At 68.9% G+C, this 17,612-nt stretch carries 16 protein-coding genes and 1 tRNA gene; 7 read left to right on the top strand and 10 right to left on the bottom strand.

Features of this window, described 5'->3' with window-relative positions:
- Positions 1 to 45 precede the first annotated feature (45 nt).
- From ACKUU6_RS05200 to ACKUU6_RS05190, 3 genes are all read right to left on the bottom strand, one after another.
- Complete coding sequence (locus ACKUU6_RS05200) at positions 46 to 981, bottom strand: carbohydrate ABC transporter permease (RefSeq protein ID WP_407987249.1); 936 nt, start codon at positions 979 to 981, stop codon at positions 46 to 48.
- Positions 982 to 986: 5 nt separating this feature from the next.
- Positions 987 to 1,886, bottom strand: coding sequence for a carbohydrate ABC transporter permease (locus ACKUU6_RS05195; protein WP_407987248.1), 900 nt, complete (start codon positions 1,884 to 1,886; stop codon positions 987 to 989).
- Between the two features lie 168 nt (positions 1,887 to 2,054).
- Positions 2,055 to 3,044, bottom strand: coding sequence for a LacI family DNA-binding transcriptional regulator (locus tag ACKUU6_RS05190; RefSeq protein ID WP_407992045.1), 990 nt, complete (start codon positions 3,042 to 3,044; stop codon positions 2,055 to 2,057).
- Positions 3,045 to 3,369: 325 nt separating this feature from the next.
- Between ACKUU6_RS05190 and ACKUU6_RS05185 the strand changes: the two genes are divergently transcribed.
- Together ACKUU6_RS05185 and ACKUU6_RS05180 are read left to right on the top strand one after the other, a co-directional pair.
- The gene (locus ACKUU6_RS05185; protein ID WP_407987247.1) at positions 3,370 to 4,713 is read left to right on the top strand and encodes an ABC transporter substrate-binding protein; all 1,344 of its coding nucleotides are present in this window, start codon (positions 3,370 to 3,372) and stop codon (positions 4,711 to 4,713) included.
- Between the two features lie 120 nt (positions 4,714 to 4,833).
- A complete protein-coding gene (locus ACKUU6_RS05180) occupies positions 4,834 to 6,276 on the top strand; it encodes a ricin-type beta-trefoil lectin domain protein (RefSeq protein WP_407987246.1) in 1,443 nt (480 codons plus the stop codon).
- Between the two features lie 256 nt (positions 6,277 to 6,532).
- On the opposite strand, the gene ACKUU6_RS05175 is transcribed toward ACKUU6_RS05180, so the two are convergent.
- Complete coding sequence (locus ACKUU6_RS05175; protein ID WP_407987244.1) at positions 6,533 to 7,000, bottom strand: STAS domain-containing protein; 468 nt, start codon at positions 6,998 to 7,000, stop codon at positions 6,533 to 6,535.
- 508 nt (positions 7,001 to 7,508) lie between these two features.
- Positions 7,509 to 8,405, bottom strand: coding sequence for a SigB/SigF/SigG family RNA polymerase sigma factor (locus ACKUU6_RS05170; RefSeq protein WP_407987243.1), 897 nt, complete (start codon positions 8,403 to 8,405; stop codon positions 7,509 to 7,511).
- A gap of 452 nt (positions 8,406 to 8,857) precedes the next feature.
- On the opposite strand from ACKUU6_RS05170, the gene ACKUU6_RS05165 reads away from it, so the two are divergent.
- Positions 8,858 to 9,304 (top strand): ATP-binding protein, encoded by a 447-nt coding sequence (locus ACKUU6_RS05165; RefSeq protein WP_407987242.1) that lies wholly within the window; start codon positions 8,858 to 8,860, stop codon positions 9,302 to 9,304.
- 8 nt (positions 9,305 to 9,312) lie between these two features.
- Here the strand turns inward: ACKUU6_RS05165 and ACKUU6_RS05160 are convergent, their stop codons facing one another.
- From ACKUU6_RS05160 to ACKUU6_RS05145, 4 genes are all read right to left on the bottom strand, one after another.
- Complete coding sequence (locus tag ACKUU6_RS05160) at positions 9,313 to 10,143, bottom strand: ANTAR domain-containing protein (protein ID WP_407987240.1); 831 nt, start codon at positions 10,141 to 10,143, stop codon at positions 9,313 to 9,315.
- Positions 10,144 to 10,148: 5 nt separating this feature from the next.
- A complete protein-coding gene (locus tag ACKUU6_RS05155) occupies positions 10,149 to 10,853 on the bottom strand; it encodes an ANTAR domain-containing protein (protein ID WP_407987239.1) in 705 nt (234 codons plus the stop codon).
- Between the two features lie 11 nt (positions 10,854 to 10,864).
- The gene (locus tag ACKUU6_RS05150; RefSeq protein WP_407987238.1) at positions 10,865 to 11,407 is read right to left on the bottom strand and encodes an STAS domain-containing protein; all 543 of its coding nucleotides are present in this window, start codon (positions 11,405 to 11,407) and stop codon (positions 10,865 to 10,867) included.
- Between the two features lie 934 nt (positions 11,408 to 12,341).
- Entirely contained in the window at positions 12,342 to 12,662 is a 321-nt protein-coding gene (locus ACKUU6_RS05145) for a hypothetical protein (RefSeq protein ID WP_407987237.1), read from the bottom strand.
- A gap of 396 nt (positions 12,663 to 13,058) precedes the next feature.
- On the opposite strand from ACKUU6_RS05145, the gene ACKUU6_RS05140 reads away from it, so the two are divergent.
- Positions 13,059 to 13,412, top strand: coding sequence for a PRC-barrel domain containing protein (locus ACKUU6_RS05140; protein ID WP_407987236.1), 354 nt, complete (start codon positions 13,059 to 13,061; stop codon positions 13,410 to 13,412).
- A gap of 814 nt (positions 13,413 to 14,226) precedes the next feature.
- The gene (locus tag ACKUU6_RS05135; protein WP_407987235.1) at positions 14,227 to 14,673 is read left to right on the top strand and encodes a hypothetical protein; all 447 of its coding nucleotides are present in this window, start codon (positions 14,227 to 14,229) and stop codon (positions 14,671 to 14,673) included.
- Between the two features lie 610 nt (positions 14,674 to 15,283).
- Here ACKUU6_RS05135 and ACKUU6_RS05130 read toward each other — a convergent pair.
- A tRNA-Leu gene (locus ACKUU6_RS05130) sits at positions 15,284 to 15,371 on the bottom strand.
- A 236-nt stretch (positions 15,372 to 15,607) separates the two neighbouring features.
- On the opposite strand from ACKUU6_RS05130, the gene ACKUU6_RS05125 reads away from it, so the two are divergent.
- Both ACKUU6_RS05125 and ACKUU6_RS05120 read left to right on the top strand, forming a co-directional pair.
- On the top strand, positions 15,608 to 16,921 hold the full coding sequence (locus ACKUU6_RS05125) for a M20/M25/M40 family metallo-hydrolase (RefSeq protein ID WP_407987234.1): 1,314 nt from the start codon (positions 15,608 to 15,610) through the stop codon (positions 16,919 to 16,921).
- Positions 16,922 to 17,220: 299 nt separating this feature from the next.
- Positions 17,221 to 17,463: a chaplin gene (locus ACKUU6_RS05120; RefSeq protein WP_407987232.1), complete on the top strand. Its 243-nt coding sequence runs from the start codon at positions 17,221 to 17,223 to the stop codon at positions 17,461 to 17,463.
- Positions 17,464 to 17,612: the final 149 nt, after the last annotated feature.

The following is a 17,612-nucleotide window of genomic DNA, read 5'->3' as shown; positions in this document are numbered from 1 at the left end:
CTACCTTGTCTCGGTCGGAGCGTGGGGTCATGAACGGATGGGCGGCTACTCCTTGACGCTGCCCGCCGCCAGGCCGGACTGCCAGTGCTTCTGCAGCAGCAGGAAGGCTGCGACCAGCGGGACGATGGTGAGCAGCGAACCGGTGATCACCAGGTGGAAGACGGGCTCGCCACCGGCGGTGCGGGCCTGGGCGTTCCAATGGTTGAGGCCCAGGGTCAGCGGGTACCAGTCCGCGTTCTTGAGCATGATCAGTGGCAGGAAGTAGTTGTTCCAGGTCTGCACCATCGTGAACAGCAGCACCGTCACCATGCCGGGCGCCAGCAGCGGCAGGCAGACCTGGACGAAGGTGCGCAGCTCACCGGCGCCGTCGACGCGGGCCGCCTCCATCAGCTCGGCGGGGATGGCCTCGGTCGCGAAGACCCACATCAGGTAGAGGCCGAACGGTGAGACCAGCGAGGGGATGATCACGGCCCAGGGGGTGTCGGTCAGTCCCATCGAGCTGAACATCAGGAAGGTCGGGACCGCCAGCGCGGTGCCGGGTACAGCGACCGCGCCGATCACGACGGCGAAGACCGCGCGCCTGCCGGGGAAGTCGAACTTGGCCAGGGCGTAGCCACCGAGGACGGCCAGCAGGGTCGCGCCGCCCGCGCCCAGCACGACGTACAGCAGGGTGTTCAGCAGCCAGCGGCCGAAGACCCCGCCGTCGTAGCTGAAGGTCTGGACGATGTTGTCCCAGAGCGCGAAGTCGTCGCCGAACCAGAGGCCGAACGAACTGGCCAGTCCCGCCTGGGTCTTGGTGGCACTGATGACCAGCCAGGCCAGCGGCAGCAGCGCGTACAGCACCACCAGCCAGGTGAGCACGGTCAGCAGGACACTGCGGCGGGGCCGGGCCGGGCCGTGCCGCCGCCGGGGTGGGCGCAGCCCGGCGGGCGAGGGCGTCCGCGGCCGGCTGCGGGCGGGGGCGGTCGTGGAGCTGGTCATGCGCGTCACGCTGCCTTTCGCATGCCGCGCAGCTGGACGACGTAGGCGATCACCATGGTGATCAGGCCCATGACGATGGCGACGGTCGCGGCGTAGTCGTGCTGCTGTCCGGTGAACGACAGCGAGTACGTGTAGAGGTTGGGGGTGTACGAGGTGGTGATCGCGTTCGGCGCCAGGCTCTGCAGGATGCTCGGCTCGTTGAAGAGCTGGAAGCTGCCGATGATCGAGAAGATGGTGGCGATGACCAGGGCGCCCCGGATCGCCGGGAGTTTGATGGCGGCGACGATCCGCCACTGCCCGGCGCCGTCGATCTCGGCGGCCTCGTACAGCGAGTGCGGGATGACCCGCAGCGCGGAGTAGAAGATGAGCATGTTGTAGCCCACGAACTCCCAGGTGACCACGTTGCCGATGGCGGCCAGCACCAGCTGCGGTGAGAGCGGGTCGGGCAGCGTGACGCCCAGGGCCTCGTTGAGGTCGCCGACCAGGCCGAAGCGGGTGCCGTACAGGAAGCCCCACATCAGGGCGGCGACCACGGCGGGTACGGCGTAGGGCAGGAAGACCGAGACCCGCAGGAAGCCGGTGCCGTACAGCCGGCCGCTGTCCAGGGCCAGCGCCACGAACAGGGCGATGCCCAGCATCACCGGGACCTGGACGGCCAGGAAGAGCGCCACCCGCCCCAGGCCCTCCCAGAACTGCGGGTCCTGCAAAGCGCGTTGGTAGTTGTCCAGGCCCACGAAGGTGGTGCCGCCGATCAGCCGGTCCTGGAAGAGGCTCAGCTGGATCGAGTAGACGATCGGGGCGAGGAAGACCAGGGCGAAGACGAGGGCGAACGGTGCCATGAACCCCCAGCCCGCCCAGGAACGTCGGCCCCGTCGGGCCGGGGCCGTCGATTGCTGTGCTGCCATGGCGTTCCCTCGCTCGTGCTCGCCTCGCGGGCGGCTCCCGGGTGGAGACCGTGACGCGGCCGTCCCGGCTGGTCACGACGCCCCGCCCGGAGGATGTTTACGTAAACACGGTGTGCGAGATGTTTACCCCGCACGGCGAATCCGGTCAATAGCCGGGGCACCGACCCGTCAGCGCGGCGGCGGCGCTGTGCTGTTGCGGACCACCAGCTCGGTGGGCACCAGATCCGTCCCGGGCTGCGCGGCCGCACCCTCGCGGATCTGCCGCAGCGCCTCAAGGACGCTCCGGCGGCCCACCTCGCGGAAGTCCTGGTGAACCGTGGTCAGCGGCGGCAGGAAGTGCGCGGCCTCCGGCACGCCGTCGAAGCCGACCACGCTGATGTCGCCGGGCACGGACCTGCCCCGCTCGTGGAAGGCCCGCAACAGCCCCAGCGCCATCTGGTCGTTGGCCGCGAACACGGCGGTGCAGCCCGGCACTTCGGCGAGCACCAGACCCGCCTCGTACCCGGAGGTGGCCGACCAGTCGCCCCGGAGCGGCTCGGGCACCGGCCGCCCGGCCTCCTCCAGGGTGGCCCGCCAGGACCGGGCCCGGCTCTGACTGGCGTACGACTGGTCGGGGCCGGCCAGGTGCCAGACGGTCTCGTGGCCGAGGTCGAGCAGATGACGCACCGCCAGGCGGGCGCCGCCCGCCTGGTCGTTGTCCACCACCTGGTAGCGGTCCCCGGCATCGGAGTCCACCACCACGACCGGGACGCCGCGCGGCAGCGTGACGGTGCCCGCGTCGAGCAGGTGGACCTCTATGAAGACGATCACCGCGTCGACGGCGAGCTCGCCCATCCTGGTGAACGCGCCCAGCACGTTGTCCTGGGTGGGCACGTCGATCGGCATCACGGTGACCGCGTACCCCTCGGTGGCGGCCTGGGTGGCGATCGCGTCGACCGTGGCACTGTGGCCGACGGTGTTCAGCGTGAGCAGGATGACCCCGATGGTGTTGAATCGGCCGTACCGCAGGGCACGCGCGGCGCTGTTGGGGCGGTAGCCCAGCTCGTCCATGGCCGCGAGCACCTGTTCGCGGGTGGTGCCGATCACGCCGGAGTGGCCGTTGGCCACCCGGGAGACCGTCTGCGAGGACACGCCCGCCAGCTTGGCCACGTCCGCCATCGAGACGCGCTGCTTGCGGCGGCCGCCCGGTATCCCCGAGCCGCCCCGCTGCGCGCCGCCGACGGGCGGAACCGCCTGCTCGCTCAACCTCGTCACCACCTCTCCTGTCCTGCTCCGCGACTCCGCGGTGCGGAAGTTTCTGCGCCGGACGCCTTGACTGGCCGCCGGAGCGGGTGCCACGGTATCGCAACGTAAGTTTACGTAAACATCACAGCGACGAAACCCGTGCAAGGGCCTTCTGTGAGGCTGATGTTTACGTAACCATCACGATGCCCCCCAGGCACCGCAAGGCACCACGCAACATCCCCGAGAAAGGGAACCCTCCATGGCGATATCCCGGCGTCAAGCCCTCCTCTGCGGCGTCGCCCTGTCGCTGTCGCTCACCGTCGGCGCCTGCGGGTCCTCCGGTTCGGCCGACTCCGGCACCGCCAAGGTCCTGTCCGAGGCGGACCTCGAAGCCGCGCTGAACGCCGGTGGCAGCATCACGGTCTGGTCCTGGGACGGCCTGGTGAAGAAGGCCGCCGCCGGCTTCGAGGCCAAGTACCCGAAGGTCAAGGTCAACGTCGTCAACGCGGGGACCAACAACGACGAGTACACCGCGCTGCAGAACGCGGTCAAGGCGGGCAAGGGCGTCCCGGACATCGCCCAGCTCGAGTACTACGCCCTGCCGCAGTTCGCCCTCGGCAAGTCCCTCACCGACCTGCGCGAGCTGGGCGTGGACAAGCTGGACGGCAGCTTCACCCCCGGGCCCTCGAACGCCGTGAAGGCCGGGACCGACAAGGTGTACGGCATGCCGCTGGACTCCGGTCCGATGGCCCTCTTCTACAACAAGGACGTCTTCGACAAGTACCAGATCAAGGTGCCGACGACCTGGGAGGAGTACGCGGCGGCGGCCAGGAAGCTGCACGCGGCCGACCCGAAGGCGTACATCACCAACGACACCGGCGACGCGGGCTTCACCACCAGCATGATCTGGCAGGCGGGTGGCAAGCCCTACACGGTCGACGGCACGAAGGTGGGCGTGGACTTCTCCGAGCCGGGCAGCAAGAAGTTCGCCGACACCTGGCAGCCGCTGGTCAGCGACAAGCTCCTCGCCCCGGTCACCTCCTGGAGCGACGAGTGGTACAAGGGCCTCGGTGACGGCAGCATCGCCACCCTGGTGATCGGAGCCTGGATGCCCTCCAACCTCGAGTCGGGGGTCAAGGCCGGAGCGGGCAAGTGGCGGGTGGCGCCCATGCCGCAGTGGGAGGGCGGCGGGATGCCCAGGACCTCCGAGAACGGCGGCAGCTCGATGGCCATCACCAAGGCCAGCGGCAACAAGACCCTGGCCTACGCCTTCCTCAAGTACGCGGCGGTGGACGAGGGCGCGCAGATCCGGATCGACGGCGGCGCGTTCCCCGCCACCACCAAGCACCTCAACTCGCCGGAGTTCAAGAACAAGGAGTTCCCCTACTTCGGCGGCCAGAAGATCAACGAGGTGCTCGCCGACTCGGCCACCCAGGTCGTCAACGGCTGGTCCTACCTGCCCTACCAGGCCTACGCCAACAGCATCTACAAGGACACCGTCGGCCAGGCGTACGTCAGCGGCACGACGCTCCAGGACGGTCTGAAGTCCTGGCAGGAAGCCTCCCTCAAGTACGGCAAGGAGCAGGGCTTCACGACCAAGTAGCCCTGGCCGCACAGCTTTCCCCCTGTTCGCTCCTGTCCCCTCGTGCTCAACTCCGCCGTCCCGGCCCCGACGTGATCCGGGCCGGGACGGCGGCTCCGCCATGCCCGAAAAGGAGAAGCAGTGACCTTGACCCCCGCCCTCCGCCGTCTCCCGGCCTGCCTGCTCGCCGCAGCGCTCGCCGCACCGCTGGCCGTACTCACCACCGCGGCACCTGCCGAGGCCGCCGACAACTCCCAGTTGAACGCCGCCCAGTTCAAGGGCGTCAACTGGGCCCGTCCAGGCGACAACTTCGTCAACGGCCCGGTCGTCCCCGAGGGCCTGACCGCGACCGACAGCTACGCGACCGTCAAGGCCAAGGCCGACGTCGTCTACGACCAGCTGCGCAACGCGGCCGGCCCCACCACCGTGCGGCTGCCGATCAACACCTTCACCTACCCCGGCACCTCCTGGGGCAACGCGTACGTCGCAGCCGTCGACTCCGCCACCGCCAAGGGACTCAAGGTGATCCTCTCCTTCTGGGAGGACGGCGCGGCCACCAACGGCGGCAAGGTCACCAACAAGGCCGCCTTCGACGCGATGTGGAACGCCTACACCGCCAAGTACGCGTCAAACAGCAACGTCCACTACGAGATCATGAACGAGCCGATCGGCTACAACGCCACCGACTGGGCCAACTTCGCCGCCGGCTGGATCGCCGAACGCCCCTCCGTCCCGCGCGAGCGGATCGTCGTCAGCGGCGTCGGCTACAACGACTACACCGCTCCGCTGTGCACCGACAGCCGCTTCGACGGCACCTACCTCTCGGCCCACCTGTACGCCTTCGGCAGCCTCGACCACGACTACCAGGGCTGGATCGACGAGCTGAAGGGCCGGATCGGCGGCTGCGCCACCCGCACCATCCTGGACGAATGGGGCGCCCCGCAGGACGACGGCCTCAACTACCACGACGCCAACAGCACCAACGACTTCGTCCGGTACGTCCGCGCCATGACCGACAGCATCCACAACCTCGGCCTGGGCTCCGCCTACTGGCCCGCCCTCGGCGGCAAGCACCTCGAGCGGCCCACCTACGACTACTACTCCCTCTTCAACCTGGAGGGCAGCGGCACCAACCTGTTGTTGCGCACCCGCAACACCACCATGATCGACCGGCTCGAGTACGCCTGGGGCCTCGGCGCCGGCTCACCCACCAGCACTCTCAAGAACACCGGCGCCCAGCGCTGCCTCGACATCCCCGGTGCCACCCACGCCAACCTCACCCAGGTGGAGGGGTACACCTGCAACACCGGCGCCAACCAGCAGTGGACCCGGACCGCCAACGGACAGATCACCGCCTACAACGGCACGAAGTGCCTGGACGCCTTCAGCCAGGGCACGGCCGACGGCACCGTGGTCGACATCTACGACTGCAACACCGGCACCAACCAGAAGTGGGCCTTCTACTCCGACGGCACGATCCGCGGCATCCAGTCCGGCAAGTGCCTGGACCTCGACCTGACCACGTCGAAGGTGATCCTCTACACCTGTCACACCGGGACCAACCAGAAGTGGCAGACCGTCTAGCCAAGTGCCTCTTCCGGTAGCTGACTTCGGGGTGAGCACCGGCCTCCGGTCGGGCTGCGGCTCGTCAGGCCGCAGGGCAGGGCGGACCTCCCGCGACCACGCGCGCCATCTCCCGGGACGTCGCGGGAGGACCGCACGTCCTGAAGCTCATCGAGACGCCGCGCCCGGTCCCGGGCCGGGGTGAGAGACGCAAACCATTTCCCCGCGTGATCGCGCCGATGGAGGAGCCCGAGAACTGTGGCCATTTGATCGCTGATCACCAGTTCACGCCGCCCGTCCGGGCAGTGCGGGAAGGAGCTGCGGCCGGGCCGACGCGAAGGCGGGTGCGGGGCAGGCAGTGGATGCTCTCGTCGGTCACTATGCTCACCAGGTGGTGGGTTCCGGTCAGGGTGAGCAGACGTCTCAGCATCGGGGGCGGGCTCTCCAGGCACAGGCGCCCTCCGGCGGTAACGGTGAGCCGGGTCGCGTCGATGAAGGCGTACAGGCCCCGGAGGTCGCAGAAGCCGAGGGGTGCCAGGTCAAGGTCGATGCTGCGCACACTCGCGTGCAGGCAATCCCGGACCGCCCGCTCCAGTTGCGGCGCGCTGGCGAAGTCGATCTCACCGCTCAGGGTGAGCGTTGTGCCGAGGCTGTGGTCGCGCCGGTGGATACTCAAGCCCTGATCGGCGGACAAGGGGATCGACGTCGTCAACAGGGAGGGTGTGGCCTTCTGCGTGGGGATCACGTGGACTCCTTGGCCGTCTCGTGCGTGACGCGGCCGGGGTCCGGGGCAGCTGGAACAACACCCGCCGAAGCGGGCACTCCATCATCTGATGCGCTGGGAGCAGGAGCGCCCTGGCGCCTGGTCAAGTCCCGGGCACTGCATGGCGACTGAGCCCAAAGAGCGAAAGACATCCTCTGTCCTCCGTACAGTAGCGTGGTGGACGCCGCCGTGGTGACGATCGCCGGATGTTCCGTCGGCAGGGCCCGTGCGGTCACCGGTGCAACTCCCTGTCACGGTGGGGCGAGCTCGTGTCACGTGCGTAGCATCGCCGAGCAGGACCGGGTCTCGGAGCCCAACCCACCGTGCTCGGCGCTCCGAAACACGCGCACGTTGGCATGGAGCAGACCCGTGCCCGATCAGGATCGAGTGCGCGTGTGCGGCCCGCGTCCGCGGTCATCGGCCGGAGGCGGCGCAGGACTTGGTCGGGCCCGGCGCGTGGATGCTGTGGGCCGCAGCCGGCCGGATCAGCTCAGTCCTTGATGAGCAGCTGGGTGCGCAGCAGCGCCACGGTTCGCGAAAGCAGTCGGGAGACGTGCATCTGGGACAGGCCCAGCCGGGTGCCGATCTGGGATTGGGTGAGTTCGTCGCTGAAACGCATCGAGAGGATCTGCCGGTCGCGTCGGGGCAGTGCAGCGATCAACGGGTTGAGGGCGTGGAGGTTCTCGACGTGATCGAAGCCTCGTTCGATGAACCCGGTGTGGGCGGCGAACGAGCCGTCGCCTGCGTCCAGGTCGATCTGGGTGTCCATGGACGAGGTGCTGTAGCCGTTGGCGGCCAGCATGCCCTCGATGATCTCCTCGGTGGGCAGGTCGAGATAGGCGGCGAGTTCGGCGGGGGTCGGAGCGCGGCCGAGCTTGTTGGCAAGGATGTCGGCGGCCTTGGCCAGCTCCAGGCGCAGGTCCTTCAATCGGCGCGGGACGTGGACCGCCCAGGTGGTGTCGCGGAAGAAGCGCTTGATCTCACCCCTGATGGTCGGCAACGCGAAGGTGCTGAACATTGGGCCACGCTCGACGTCGAAACGGTCGATGGCCTTGATCAGGCCGATGGTGCCGGCCTGGATGATGTCTTCCATCGGCTCGGGATTGCTGCGGAAACGGCCGGCCGCGAACTTCACCAGGGTCATGTTCAGTTCGACGAGGGTGTTACGGACGTAGGCGTGCTCGGGGGTGCCCTCTTCCAGCTCTGCCAACCGCCGCAGGAGCACCGTGGACATCGCTCGAGCGTCGGCCGTGCTGATGCGGTCCGTGGTCCGGGCTTCCGTCAGGTGCTCGCGTCGCCGATTGGGCACGATCCGCGCCGTTGTGGCGGTGCGGACCAGAGTCGGAGGATCCGCGACGATCCGCTCGACCGCGATGTGGGCTGCCATGGATGGTCCCTTCCACTGTTGCCGGTAGGCTCTCGACGCCCCAGCGCTGCGCCTGCCCCCTTCTCGTCCGTCCATACGAGGGTTCGGAGTCCGATGAATGCGCCGGGCCGGTGCCCTCCCTGCTGGGCGTCCCGCGCGAACACGGGCCGCAGCACTCAGGTGGGCTGTGGTGGCCCAACGAATGGGTCCACCGTGTTCCGTACCTCGCCGTGCTGCCCACCGGTCCTCATCGGCAGGCTCAGCGCAGCTGCGAGTGGCGGGCGATACTCAGATCCCTCACCGTTCCGCTTGTCCCGACAGTGTCCGGGTGTCAGGTGTTTGGCCGCGCCGTCGTGGGTAGACGCGCCCAGGAGCGGCAGGGTTGCGGGCACCAGGTTCTCGGCCCGGGACGGTTCGCGTGGGGTTCAGCAGGTGCGCGGGTGTGGCCGCGTGGTTTCTCGGGATGAGGCGAGATGAGCACGAGTCAGCCGGGGCCGCCCCAGGGCGGCCAGCTCCGCGGCCTCGTCCTCTTCGGGACCAGAGGTGTGGTCGGCCGATGCCGGGACTTCACCCGGATGGCCCTGCTCGAGTGGGGTTGGCTCCCCGCCGCCGACGAAGAAGGGCAGGCTGCCGCCGACGACGTTCTGCTTCTCGTCGGCGAACTGGTGACGAACGCCTGCCTCCACGCAGGCGGCCCTGAACGGCTGCTCCTGCACTGCACCGAGAGTGCCCTGCGCGTCGAGGTGGCCGACGCCAGTCCTGAGAGTCCTCGGCCGCGCCTCCCTCACCAGCCCGGGCGCTCCGGCGGGCACGGCCTGCACATCGTGGCGCGGCTGTCGACACGCTGGGGCGTCACCGTGCGGGAGGATTTGACAGGTAAGTCCGTCTGGCTGGAGATCGCCGCCCCGTCGGCCCCCTGAAATCCACCTCAAGGCGCGCCCGTGGAGGGGAAGCCATCCGTAGGGGAGAGGCCGTCACCTTCGGCGCCCGTCCGGGGCGGTTCGGTGGCCAGGCCCCGGTACGTGGTGATGGGGGAGTGGGGGATCAGGTCGGTGTCGAAGGCGTCGGCGGCGATCTCGCGAGCCAGCTGGGCGAGTTGGCGGTGGTTGCTGCGGGCGTAGGCGCGGAAGGCGGTGAACGCGTCGTCGACGGAGATCTGCCAGCGTTCCGCGAGGATGCCCTTGGCCTGTTCCAGAACGATTCGGCTGGTGAGCGCGGACTGGAGCTGGCCGCGCTCGACCTCACTGTGGTCCAGGGTGCGCTGCTGCTGGATGGCGATGGTCGCGATGTCGGCCAGCGCCTGGGCCAGGGTGACGTCCGCGGCGCCGAGCGGGGCCGAGTCGGTCTGGAACAGCCCGAGTGTGCCGATCACCCGGCGGCGCAGGCGCAGCGGGATGGCATTCGTGACGACGAAGCCGGTCTGGCGCGCGCGGGTGGCGAACTGCGGCCATTCTTCAGTGACTTGGGGGTCAGTCAGATCGATGTTGAGCCGGGGGCTTCCGGTGCGGTAGCAGTCGACGCAGGGGCCCTGGTCGTGCTGCAGTGCGAAGAGCTCCAGTAGGCGGGTGTGCTCGTCGGAGGCCGCGATGGTCTGCAGTTCGTCGTGCTGGTCGGCGAGCAGGATGCCGGCGGCCGCCACGTCGAGGAGCTCCACGCAGCGTTCGGAGAGTCGCTGTAGGAAGTCGATGACATCGAAGTCGTCGATGAGGGAGTCGGCGACCTCCACGAAGACCTCGGTGAGTCGTTGCTCGCGGGTCATGTCGATCAGTCCTTCTCTGCGTGGGGCGGGGGCGTTCCGTTGTCGTCGTGCTCGAGGCGTAGCCGGCGCTCCACGACGTCATGGCACACGTCTGCGATGGGGCGCCCGCTGCTGAAGGCGTGGGCGCGCAGCCGTAGGAGGGCCTGCGGCAGGGAAACGGCGAGCTGGACACTGAGCATGCCGGTCGCCTGGTGGACGACTGCACGATGCAGGGTGTGGGGTGGATCGAGGGAGGCGGCGGTGGCCTCGGGTTCGCCGTTGCCCAGGAGGCGGGCGGTGAGGGCGGCGGCGAGTACCAGCGCGTCGCCCACCTGGGATGTGGTGAGGGCACCTGGAGTGCGGCGCACGGCGGTGAGCACACCGACGCTGATGGCGCCGATCCCCATCGGAAAGCAGAACACCGCCCGCACCGGCGTGGCCTCCTCGGCCAGGGCGGCCCAGCGGTCGGACCGTACCTGGGCCAGGTCCGGCACCAGCACCATCGCACCGCTGCGCAGCGTGTCGGGCCCCGGCCCCTCACCGAGGGTGAACTGCAGGTCCTCGAAGCGCCGGGAGGTCTCATCGGAACACCAGAGCGGTTCGGTGCCGTCCCCGGCCCGCAGGGAGACCGCCAGGGCATCCACGCCCAGCGCGCTGGCGCCCGCTGCGGTGACATCGGCGACCTGGGGGGTGCCGTCCCGGCGCTCGAGTCCACGCAGGACCTCGGCCATGCGGTCACTGATCACAAGGAACCCCCGGGCGGGGCTGGTGGAGAGAGTGAGTGGACCCGCGTGGTGCCGTGATCCCTCCGTGCGCGTGGCGGGCACGGCTGACTACCGCCCACCCCGGTTCCACCGGGCAGTCTCGGCGGCTGTCCGGTGCCACGGCTCCCCGGCACGACACCAGAGATGGAAGAAGGGCGCCCGGTACGGGGCAGAGGGGGCAGGGCAGCGGCTGGAAGGCCCGGGAGGTCTCGGAGGAGAAAGCCGGTGCCGCTGAGATCCAGCAGCCGGGCCAGTGCCCGGCCGGGATGGTGCAGGCGCAGCGAACCGCCGGCCACCTCAGCGGCCCGCGCGGCTGTGAGGAAGACATTGAGGCCGCTCACGTCACAGAAGGTGAGCGCCCCCACGTCGACGTGGATGGTCTGAATCCCCTCGCGTGCGCAGCCCTCCAATGCCGCGCAGACGAGCGGGGCCGTCGCCAGGTCGAGCTCACCGGCCAGGACGATCAACGCCCGACTCCCTCGGTCGTGCCGGTAGACGTTCAGGCTCTGCAGAACAGGCATGATGCCTCGCTTCACGCGACCGACCGACGCAACGCCCCAGCGGCGGAACCGGTGTGAGGCTCCTGCCCGGAACGCTTTCCATGCGGTCAGACCTTGGCAGGGCACGGAGCCCTCGGAAGACGCACACAGGCGGTCGGATTGTATTCATCCGTCCCCCGCAGGCACCTCTACTACTGCCAGCACTGGCCACGTCGGGGTCTGGGACGCTCCCCGTGGCATAGCCCGCAACCCACACCCGGCGTAACCACTCCGCCGTCAACCGCTGCCCGGCTGACGGCGATCGCGCCGCCGCTCGCAGGAGACCGCCCCCGGCTCGTCACTGCGGGCACAGGACTGGTCGCCTGGAGGGCTCGGGGGCAGATGGCGTTTTGAGGCAGGGAGAAGTTCGGCGCTCGCCGCGATGTGGAGCGTGCGCTGCCCAGGAGCGGGGCGGCAGGAATTTCGTCTTCTGGTCAAGGTCGATCATGACCCCGTAGTTGCCGGTTGCCGAGGGGTAACGGCTCATGTTCTGAACGGACTTGAGGAGTACCGCCTGACTCCGTTCCACCTGCCGCTCGGCGAAGGGGTCATGCAGGCCGGGCAGCAAGCCGATCCTCGCAGCGCCAGGGAAACTGCACGCCGACTGTCGCCGGCTCGACAACGGGTCCCCTTGGGTGGGCGAACGCGGCAAGGTCCGCGACGAGGGGAGGAGAAGGAGATCTGGTGCCGCTGCCCCGTCCGCGAGAGACGCCTGGGGTAGGCGCCGACCGGCTGGGATCGTCCTACGGAGCGTGGGGTGGACTGACCGAGGACGAGGCGGCGCCTTCCTGTGTCGCGCACGGTATCCGTGCCGCGCCGTAGCCGGAAGAATTTGACATCCGAGGCGGCCGCGAAGTCAACCACCCGGAGGCCGGCGGTCTTTCGCCGAGTCGGCCCCGCCGGATGCGGTGTCGGCCTACTCGCGAAGCTGCGCCTGCGAGCCGTCGTTGAGGTCGTCCGGATGCACCGCGGCCACGGCCCAGGGCTTCCCGATCCCGGCCAGGGAGGTCGCCGCCAGTGTGAGCGTCTCTCCGAGCACGCCCGCGATCCGGCCCGCCTCGCCGAGCTGGTCGCGGGTGTCCCGGGCCATCCGGACCAGATCCATCTCCGAGATATCGGAGGCGACGGAGGTCAGCCGCCCGGATGCCTGCTCGCTGCTGAGGACCGTGCCAAGGCGATCGAGCAGCTCGGGGAGATGGGACGCCAGTGTCTGCAGCGCATGGATCGTCTCACTCACCTGGCCGGTGTCCAACAATGCCGAGTGTTCGGAAAGTTGAGCGACCTGCCTCGCTACTCGGATCAACTCGGCTGCTTCGGAGGCGAGTTCTCCGATCGGACGGTGCGCTGGCGTAGGACGGCTCACTGGCATACCCCTCGTCGCGTCAATGGAGTCCTGCCTCTGACCGCGCAGTCTGTGCGACAGAGACTCGGACGGGCGGCGGACCGTCCTGCCCTGGAGCCTGCCCCGGACCTCGGGGTCGAACCTGAATCCGCGCCTTCACGCCCGACCATGTGCATGGGAGGTCGAAAGGGGGGCAGCCGACCTTCCGACAGCCTCCCGCACTCGTGGCCTGGCGTGACGTCAGGTCTGGTGAATGCGGGAGGAAGCGGCTCGACAAGGAGGACCACGTTGATGACCGAGAATGTATGGACCCATGGCACCGAGAGCGGCTACGCGACCGGAACGGACCTGACGGGCTACCGAGTGGAGGCGATCGACGGCCACATCGGCAAGATCGACAAGCACACGGCCGAGGCGGGCGCGTCCTTCATCGTCGTCGACACGGGCGTGTGGATCTTCGGTAAGGAGATCCTGCTGCCGGCCGGGACGATCTCCAGCGTCGATATCCCGAACGAGACGGTCTTTCTGAACCGGACCAAGGACGACGTCAAGGGCGCCCCGGAGTTCCACCGGGAGACTCACCTCGACGACTCCGACTACCGGGAGACCGTGGGCACTTACTACGCCGGCCTGGTGATCCGGTAACGGACGTCGACCATCAACGCGGAGGGGAAGGCCCTGTGAACCACAAGGACTCGATACGGATAGCCGCGACGAGGACCGGTAGAGCCATGGCCAGACAAGTCGCCGTCAAGCAGCGGTCGATCGCGCAGACCGGAGAGCAGGTTCGGAGTGGGCTCCCGCTCCATATCCACTCGGTGGCCTCGGAGTTGAAGAGTGCTACTGGTCGGACACTACGCCGCTACGACCGCCACCTGGCACTGAGGCCGGTCGCGCTGCCTCCGCATGCCGGGCCCTCGGCGGGGCAGATCACCCGGACCCACAGACGCCGCGCGGCAGGGGTCATCTCCCTCGGCCTGCTCGGGTTGGCCGGGGTGCTGGCACTGCGGCGGTGGCGTGGGCGCAGCGACGCGACGGAGCTGTTCACCCTGCCGGACGACGAGGAGCGATCGCGTCCGTCCGAAGTAGTAGCCGCCGTGTCGGACAGTGGTGTTACGGCTGCCGAAGCCGTTGCCGCCGGCATTCCGCCGGCGGGGCCGGCCCGTGAGCCAGGACCGCGCCTCTAGCATGTGCGCGGTCCCGTCCTCAAGGGCGGGGCGCCCGGACCCGGGCTCTGACCGGTGCGCCGAGCGGGGGCGACCCACAGACGAGGGTTCGCGGGGGAGCGGGGCGCGTGAGGGAGGCGGCGCACCACCCGGCCCGCGCTGTCGTGGTCGATCGCCCGGTGTGCCGCCTGGAATCCTCAAAGGGAACGGAGACTTTGCCGCCCCTGTCCGTGCTCGCTTCCTCGGCCACACGGTTCTACCGTGGACCTGCATCGTAAACTTCGGAGCACGCCATGATCATCATCGGGCTCATCATCCTGGTCGCCGCCGTAGTCGTGGGCGTGGCGGGCGTCCTCTCCAACGCCGGCAGCATGCACGCGCTCACCGACGGGTTCGAGGTGTTCGGCTACCACGTCACCGGCTCCAGCGGCACTCTCTTCCTCTATGGCATGGTCGTCGGGGCGGTGGCTCTGTTCGGGCTGAGCCTGCTCTTGACCGGTGCGCGCCGCACCTCGCGCCGCGGCCGCGCCGCTCGCCAGGGACTCAAGCAGTCGCGCCGCGAGACAGCCGCCGTCAGCAAGGACCGCGACGACCTGATCGACCAACGCGACACCGCTCGCGCGGAGACGCCGAGTGCGCGAGAAGACGACGGTTCATCTCACGACGACCTCATCCCCGACCCGGAGGAGGGGCACCGCAAGCGGCTGCGCCTGTTCGGGCACTGGCCTGTCCGCCGATAGACCGTCACCAACGCGCAGATCACGGGCCCAGCCGGTGGTCCCGTCGGTCCGCCATCAGCAGACGACTCACGAGGGCAGCCATTTATGAGCATCGCCAGGAAGATGGTGCACAAGGCGGAAGGCCAAAGGCGCCGCCACGATGGCCGTCGGCCGTATCACCGGCAGCCGGGGCCTGTGGGCCGACGACCGTGGAGGGACCTGGCCCCCGTCATCGAGGGACTCGTCGTTCAGCCCCGCCGGGTCGTCGAACGCACCCTCGGCCGGCTGATGAACCACCGCCGCCGGCTCGCGAGTACGAGGCGCTCCCGGCCCGCTCCCAAGCCATGGTTCAACCCTGGAATGGCGCGGCACCTGACCCCAAGTGCCAGGGACGGAGCGCCCAGTGAGAAGGTCTCGGCTCGTTGGCGGACCGTCCGCCAGCGGCTGTACTGCCGGAGGACTTCGGTACAGCAGGCGGGACGGGGCCGAGAAGCAGGTGGTCAGCACGTCCAGTCGTACGGGTCCGGCTCTCTGATCCAGAGCAAGACATTCCTGTCGGTCGCGCGGTGGGTCACACAACCACCGGCCGGACTGCAACGCAGAAAAACCCCACGTGAAGTGGGGTCTTAGCTGGTGTCCGAGGGGGGACTTGAACCCCCACGCCCGATAAAGGGCACTAGCACCTCAAGCTAGCGCGTCTGCCATTCCGCCACCCGGACCGGGTGTCGTCTTCGCGGCCTGTTGCCCGCGTCGACATGTGTAACTGTAGCAAGGAACGGCACCAGGACCCAAAACCGTCCCTGGCGGGGGCCGTGCGGCTTGGATCCGGGGGAATGCCCTTGGGGTGGGGCGGGTCCTGGGGGAGGATGGCGGGACCGTGCCCGCAGGGCTCCGGCCGTTGGGTGCCGGGGTGGCGTGGAGGTGCGCCGGGTGGGCGAGACGACGAGGAGTGACCGTGAGCGAGTCGAAGGTGACGGCTGAGTCGGAGGTCGCCGAGATCTGTCGTGACCTGATCCGGATCGATACCAGTAACTACGGTGACGGTTCGGGTCCCGGCGAGCGCAAGGCGGCGGAGTACGTCGCGGAGCAGCTCGCGGAGTTCGGCCTGGAGCCGAAGGTCTACGAGTCGGCCAAGGGCCGGGCCTCGACCGTGGTGCGGATCGAGGGCGAGGACCGTTCGCGGCCCGGGCTGCTGATCCACGGCCACACCGACGTGGTGCCGGCCAACGCGGCGGACTGGACGTACGACCCGTTCGCCGGTGAGATCGCGGACGGTTGCGTCTGGGGTCGCGGAGCGGTGGACATGAAGGACATGGACGCGATGACGCTGGCCGTCGTGCGCGACCGGCTGCGGACCGGGCGGAAGCCCCCGCGTGACCTGGTGCTGGCGTTCGTGGCGGACGAGGAGGCGGGCGGCACGTACGGTGCCCGGTACCTGGTGGACAAGCACCCCGAGTTGTTCGAGGGCGTCACCGAGGGCATCGGCGAGGTCGGCGGCTTCTCCTTCACCGTCAACGACCAGGTGCGGTTGTATCTGGTGGAGACGGCGCAGAAGGGCATGCACTGGATGCGGCTCACCGTCGAGGGCCGGGCCGGGCACGGCTCGATGGCGAACGACGACAACGCGATCACCGAGCTGTGCGAGGCGGTGGCCCGGCTCGGGAAGCACACCTTCCCGCTCCGGATCACCAAGACCGTGCAGGCGTTCCTGAACGAGCTGTCGGACGCGCTGGGCGTGAAGCTCGACCCGAACGACATGGACGAGACGCTCCGGGTGCTCGGCGGCATCGCCAAGATGATCGGCACCACGCTGCGCAACACCGCCCAGCCGACCATGCTCGGTGCCGGGTACAAGGTGAACGTGATCCCCGGCCAGGCCACCGCGCACGTGGACGGCCGCTTTCTGCCGGGCCACGAGGAGGAGTTCCTGGCCGAGCTGGACAGCGTGCTCGGCCCCCGGGTGAAGCGGGAGAGCCTGCACTACGACAAGGCTCTGGAGACCGACTTCGACGGTGCGCTGGTGGAGGCGATGCAGTCTGCGCTCCAGGCCGAGGACCCGATCGCCCGGGCGGTGCCGTACTGCCTGTCCGGTGGCACGGACGCGAAGTCCTTCCAGGACCTGGGCATCCGGTGCTTCGGCTTCGCGCCGCTGCAGCTACCGCCGGAGCTGGACTTCGCCGGGATGTTCCACGGTGTGGACGAGCGGGTGCCGGTGGACGGCCTGAAGTTCGGCGTGCGGGTGCTTGACCGGTTCATCGACGCCTGCTGAGTCACGATCGGGCCGGTTCATCGACGTCAGCCGAGTCGGAACCGGAACGACGGCCCGCCCCCGGGGTTCCCCGGAGGCGGGCCGTCCGCTTGTCGGAGCTAATGACGAGCAGAGCGGTGAAACGCCGAGTGCAGAAAGGATTCCTCCAGTATTCAAGAGGCCGACCGTCTGTGCGAGTTGTCACCGTTGAGAGTGAATGGGTGATCCACTCCGTACCCCGTTCGGCCCAGTGTCGTTCATCCCTGTGCAGGCCGGAACAACGGCCTGTGGGATACAGGAATCGACCAGGAGGAATACCCATGAAGGTCAAGAAGATCGTTGCTGTCGCCGCTGCCACCGGTGGTCTGGTGCTCGTCGGCGCGGGTGCCGCGGCCGCCCACGGCGGCGCGGCCGCGAACGGTTTCGCGACCAACTCGCCCGGTGTGCTGTCCGGCAACAGCGTCCAGGTTCCGGTGCACGTGCCGGTGAACCTGTGCGGCAACACGGTCAGCGTGATCGGCCTGCTGAACCCGGCGTTCGGCAACAACTGCGCCAACTTCTGAGCAGTCCCCGGCCGTTCCGGCCGGACCGACCGCTGAGTGAGTGAGACCGATGGACCCCTGGCAGCTGCCGGGGGTCCATCGGGCTTTCCGAGGGCGGGCTTTTCGCAGGAGGGATTCCCGTCGGCGTCACTCGATGGGGTGAAAACGCC

The organism is Kitasatospora sp. CMC57 (assembly GCF_045866025.2).
GTDB lineage: Bacteria > Actinomycetota > Actinomycetes > Streptomycetales > Streptomycetaceae > Kitasatospora.
This window is presented reverse-complemented; position numbering and strand designations above follow the sequence as displayed.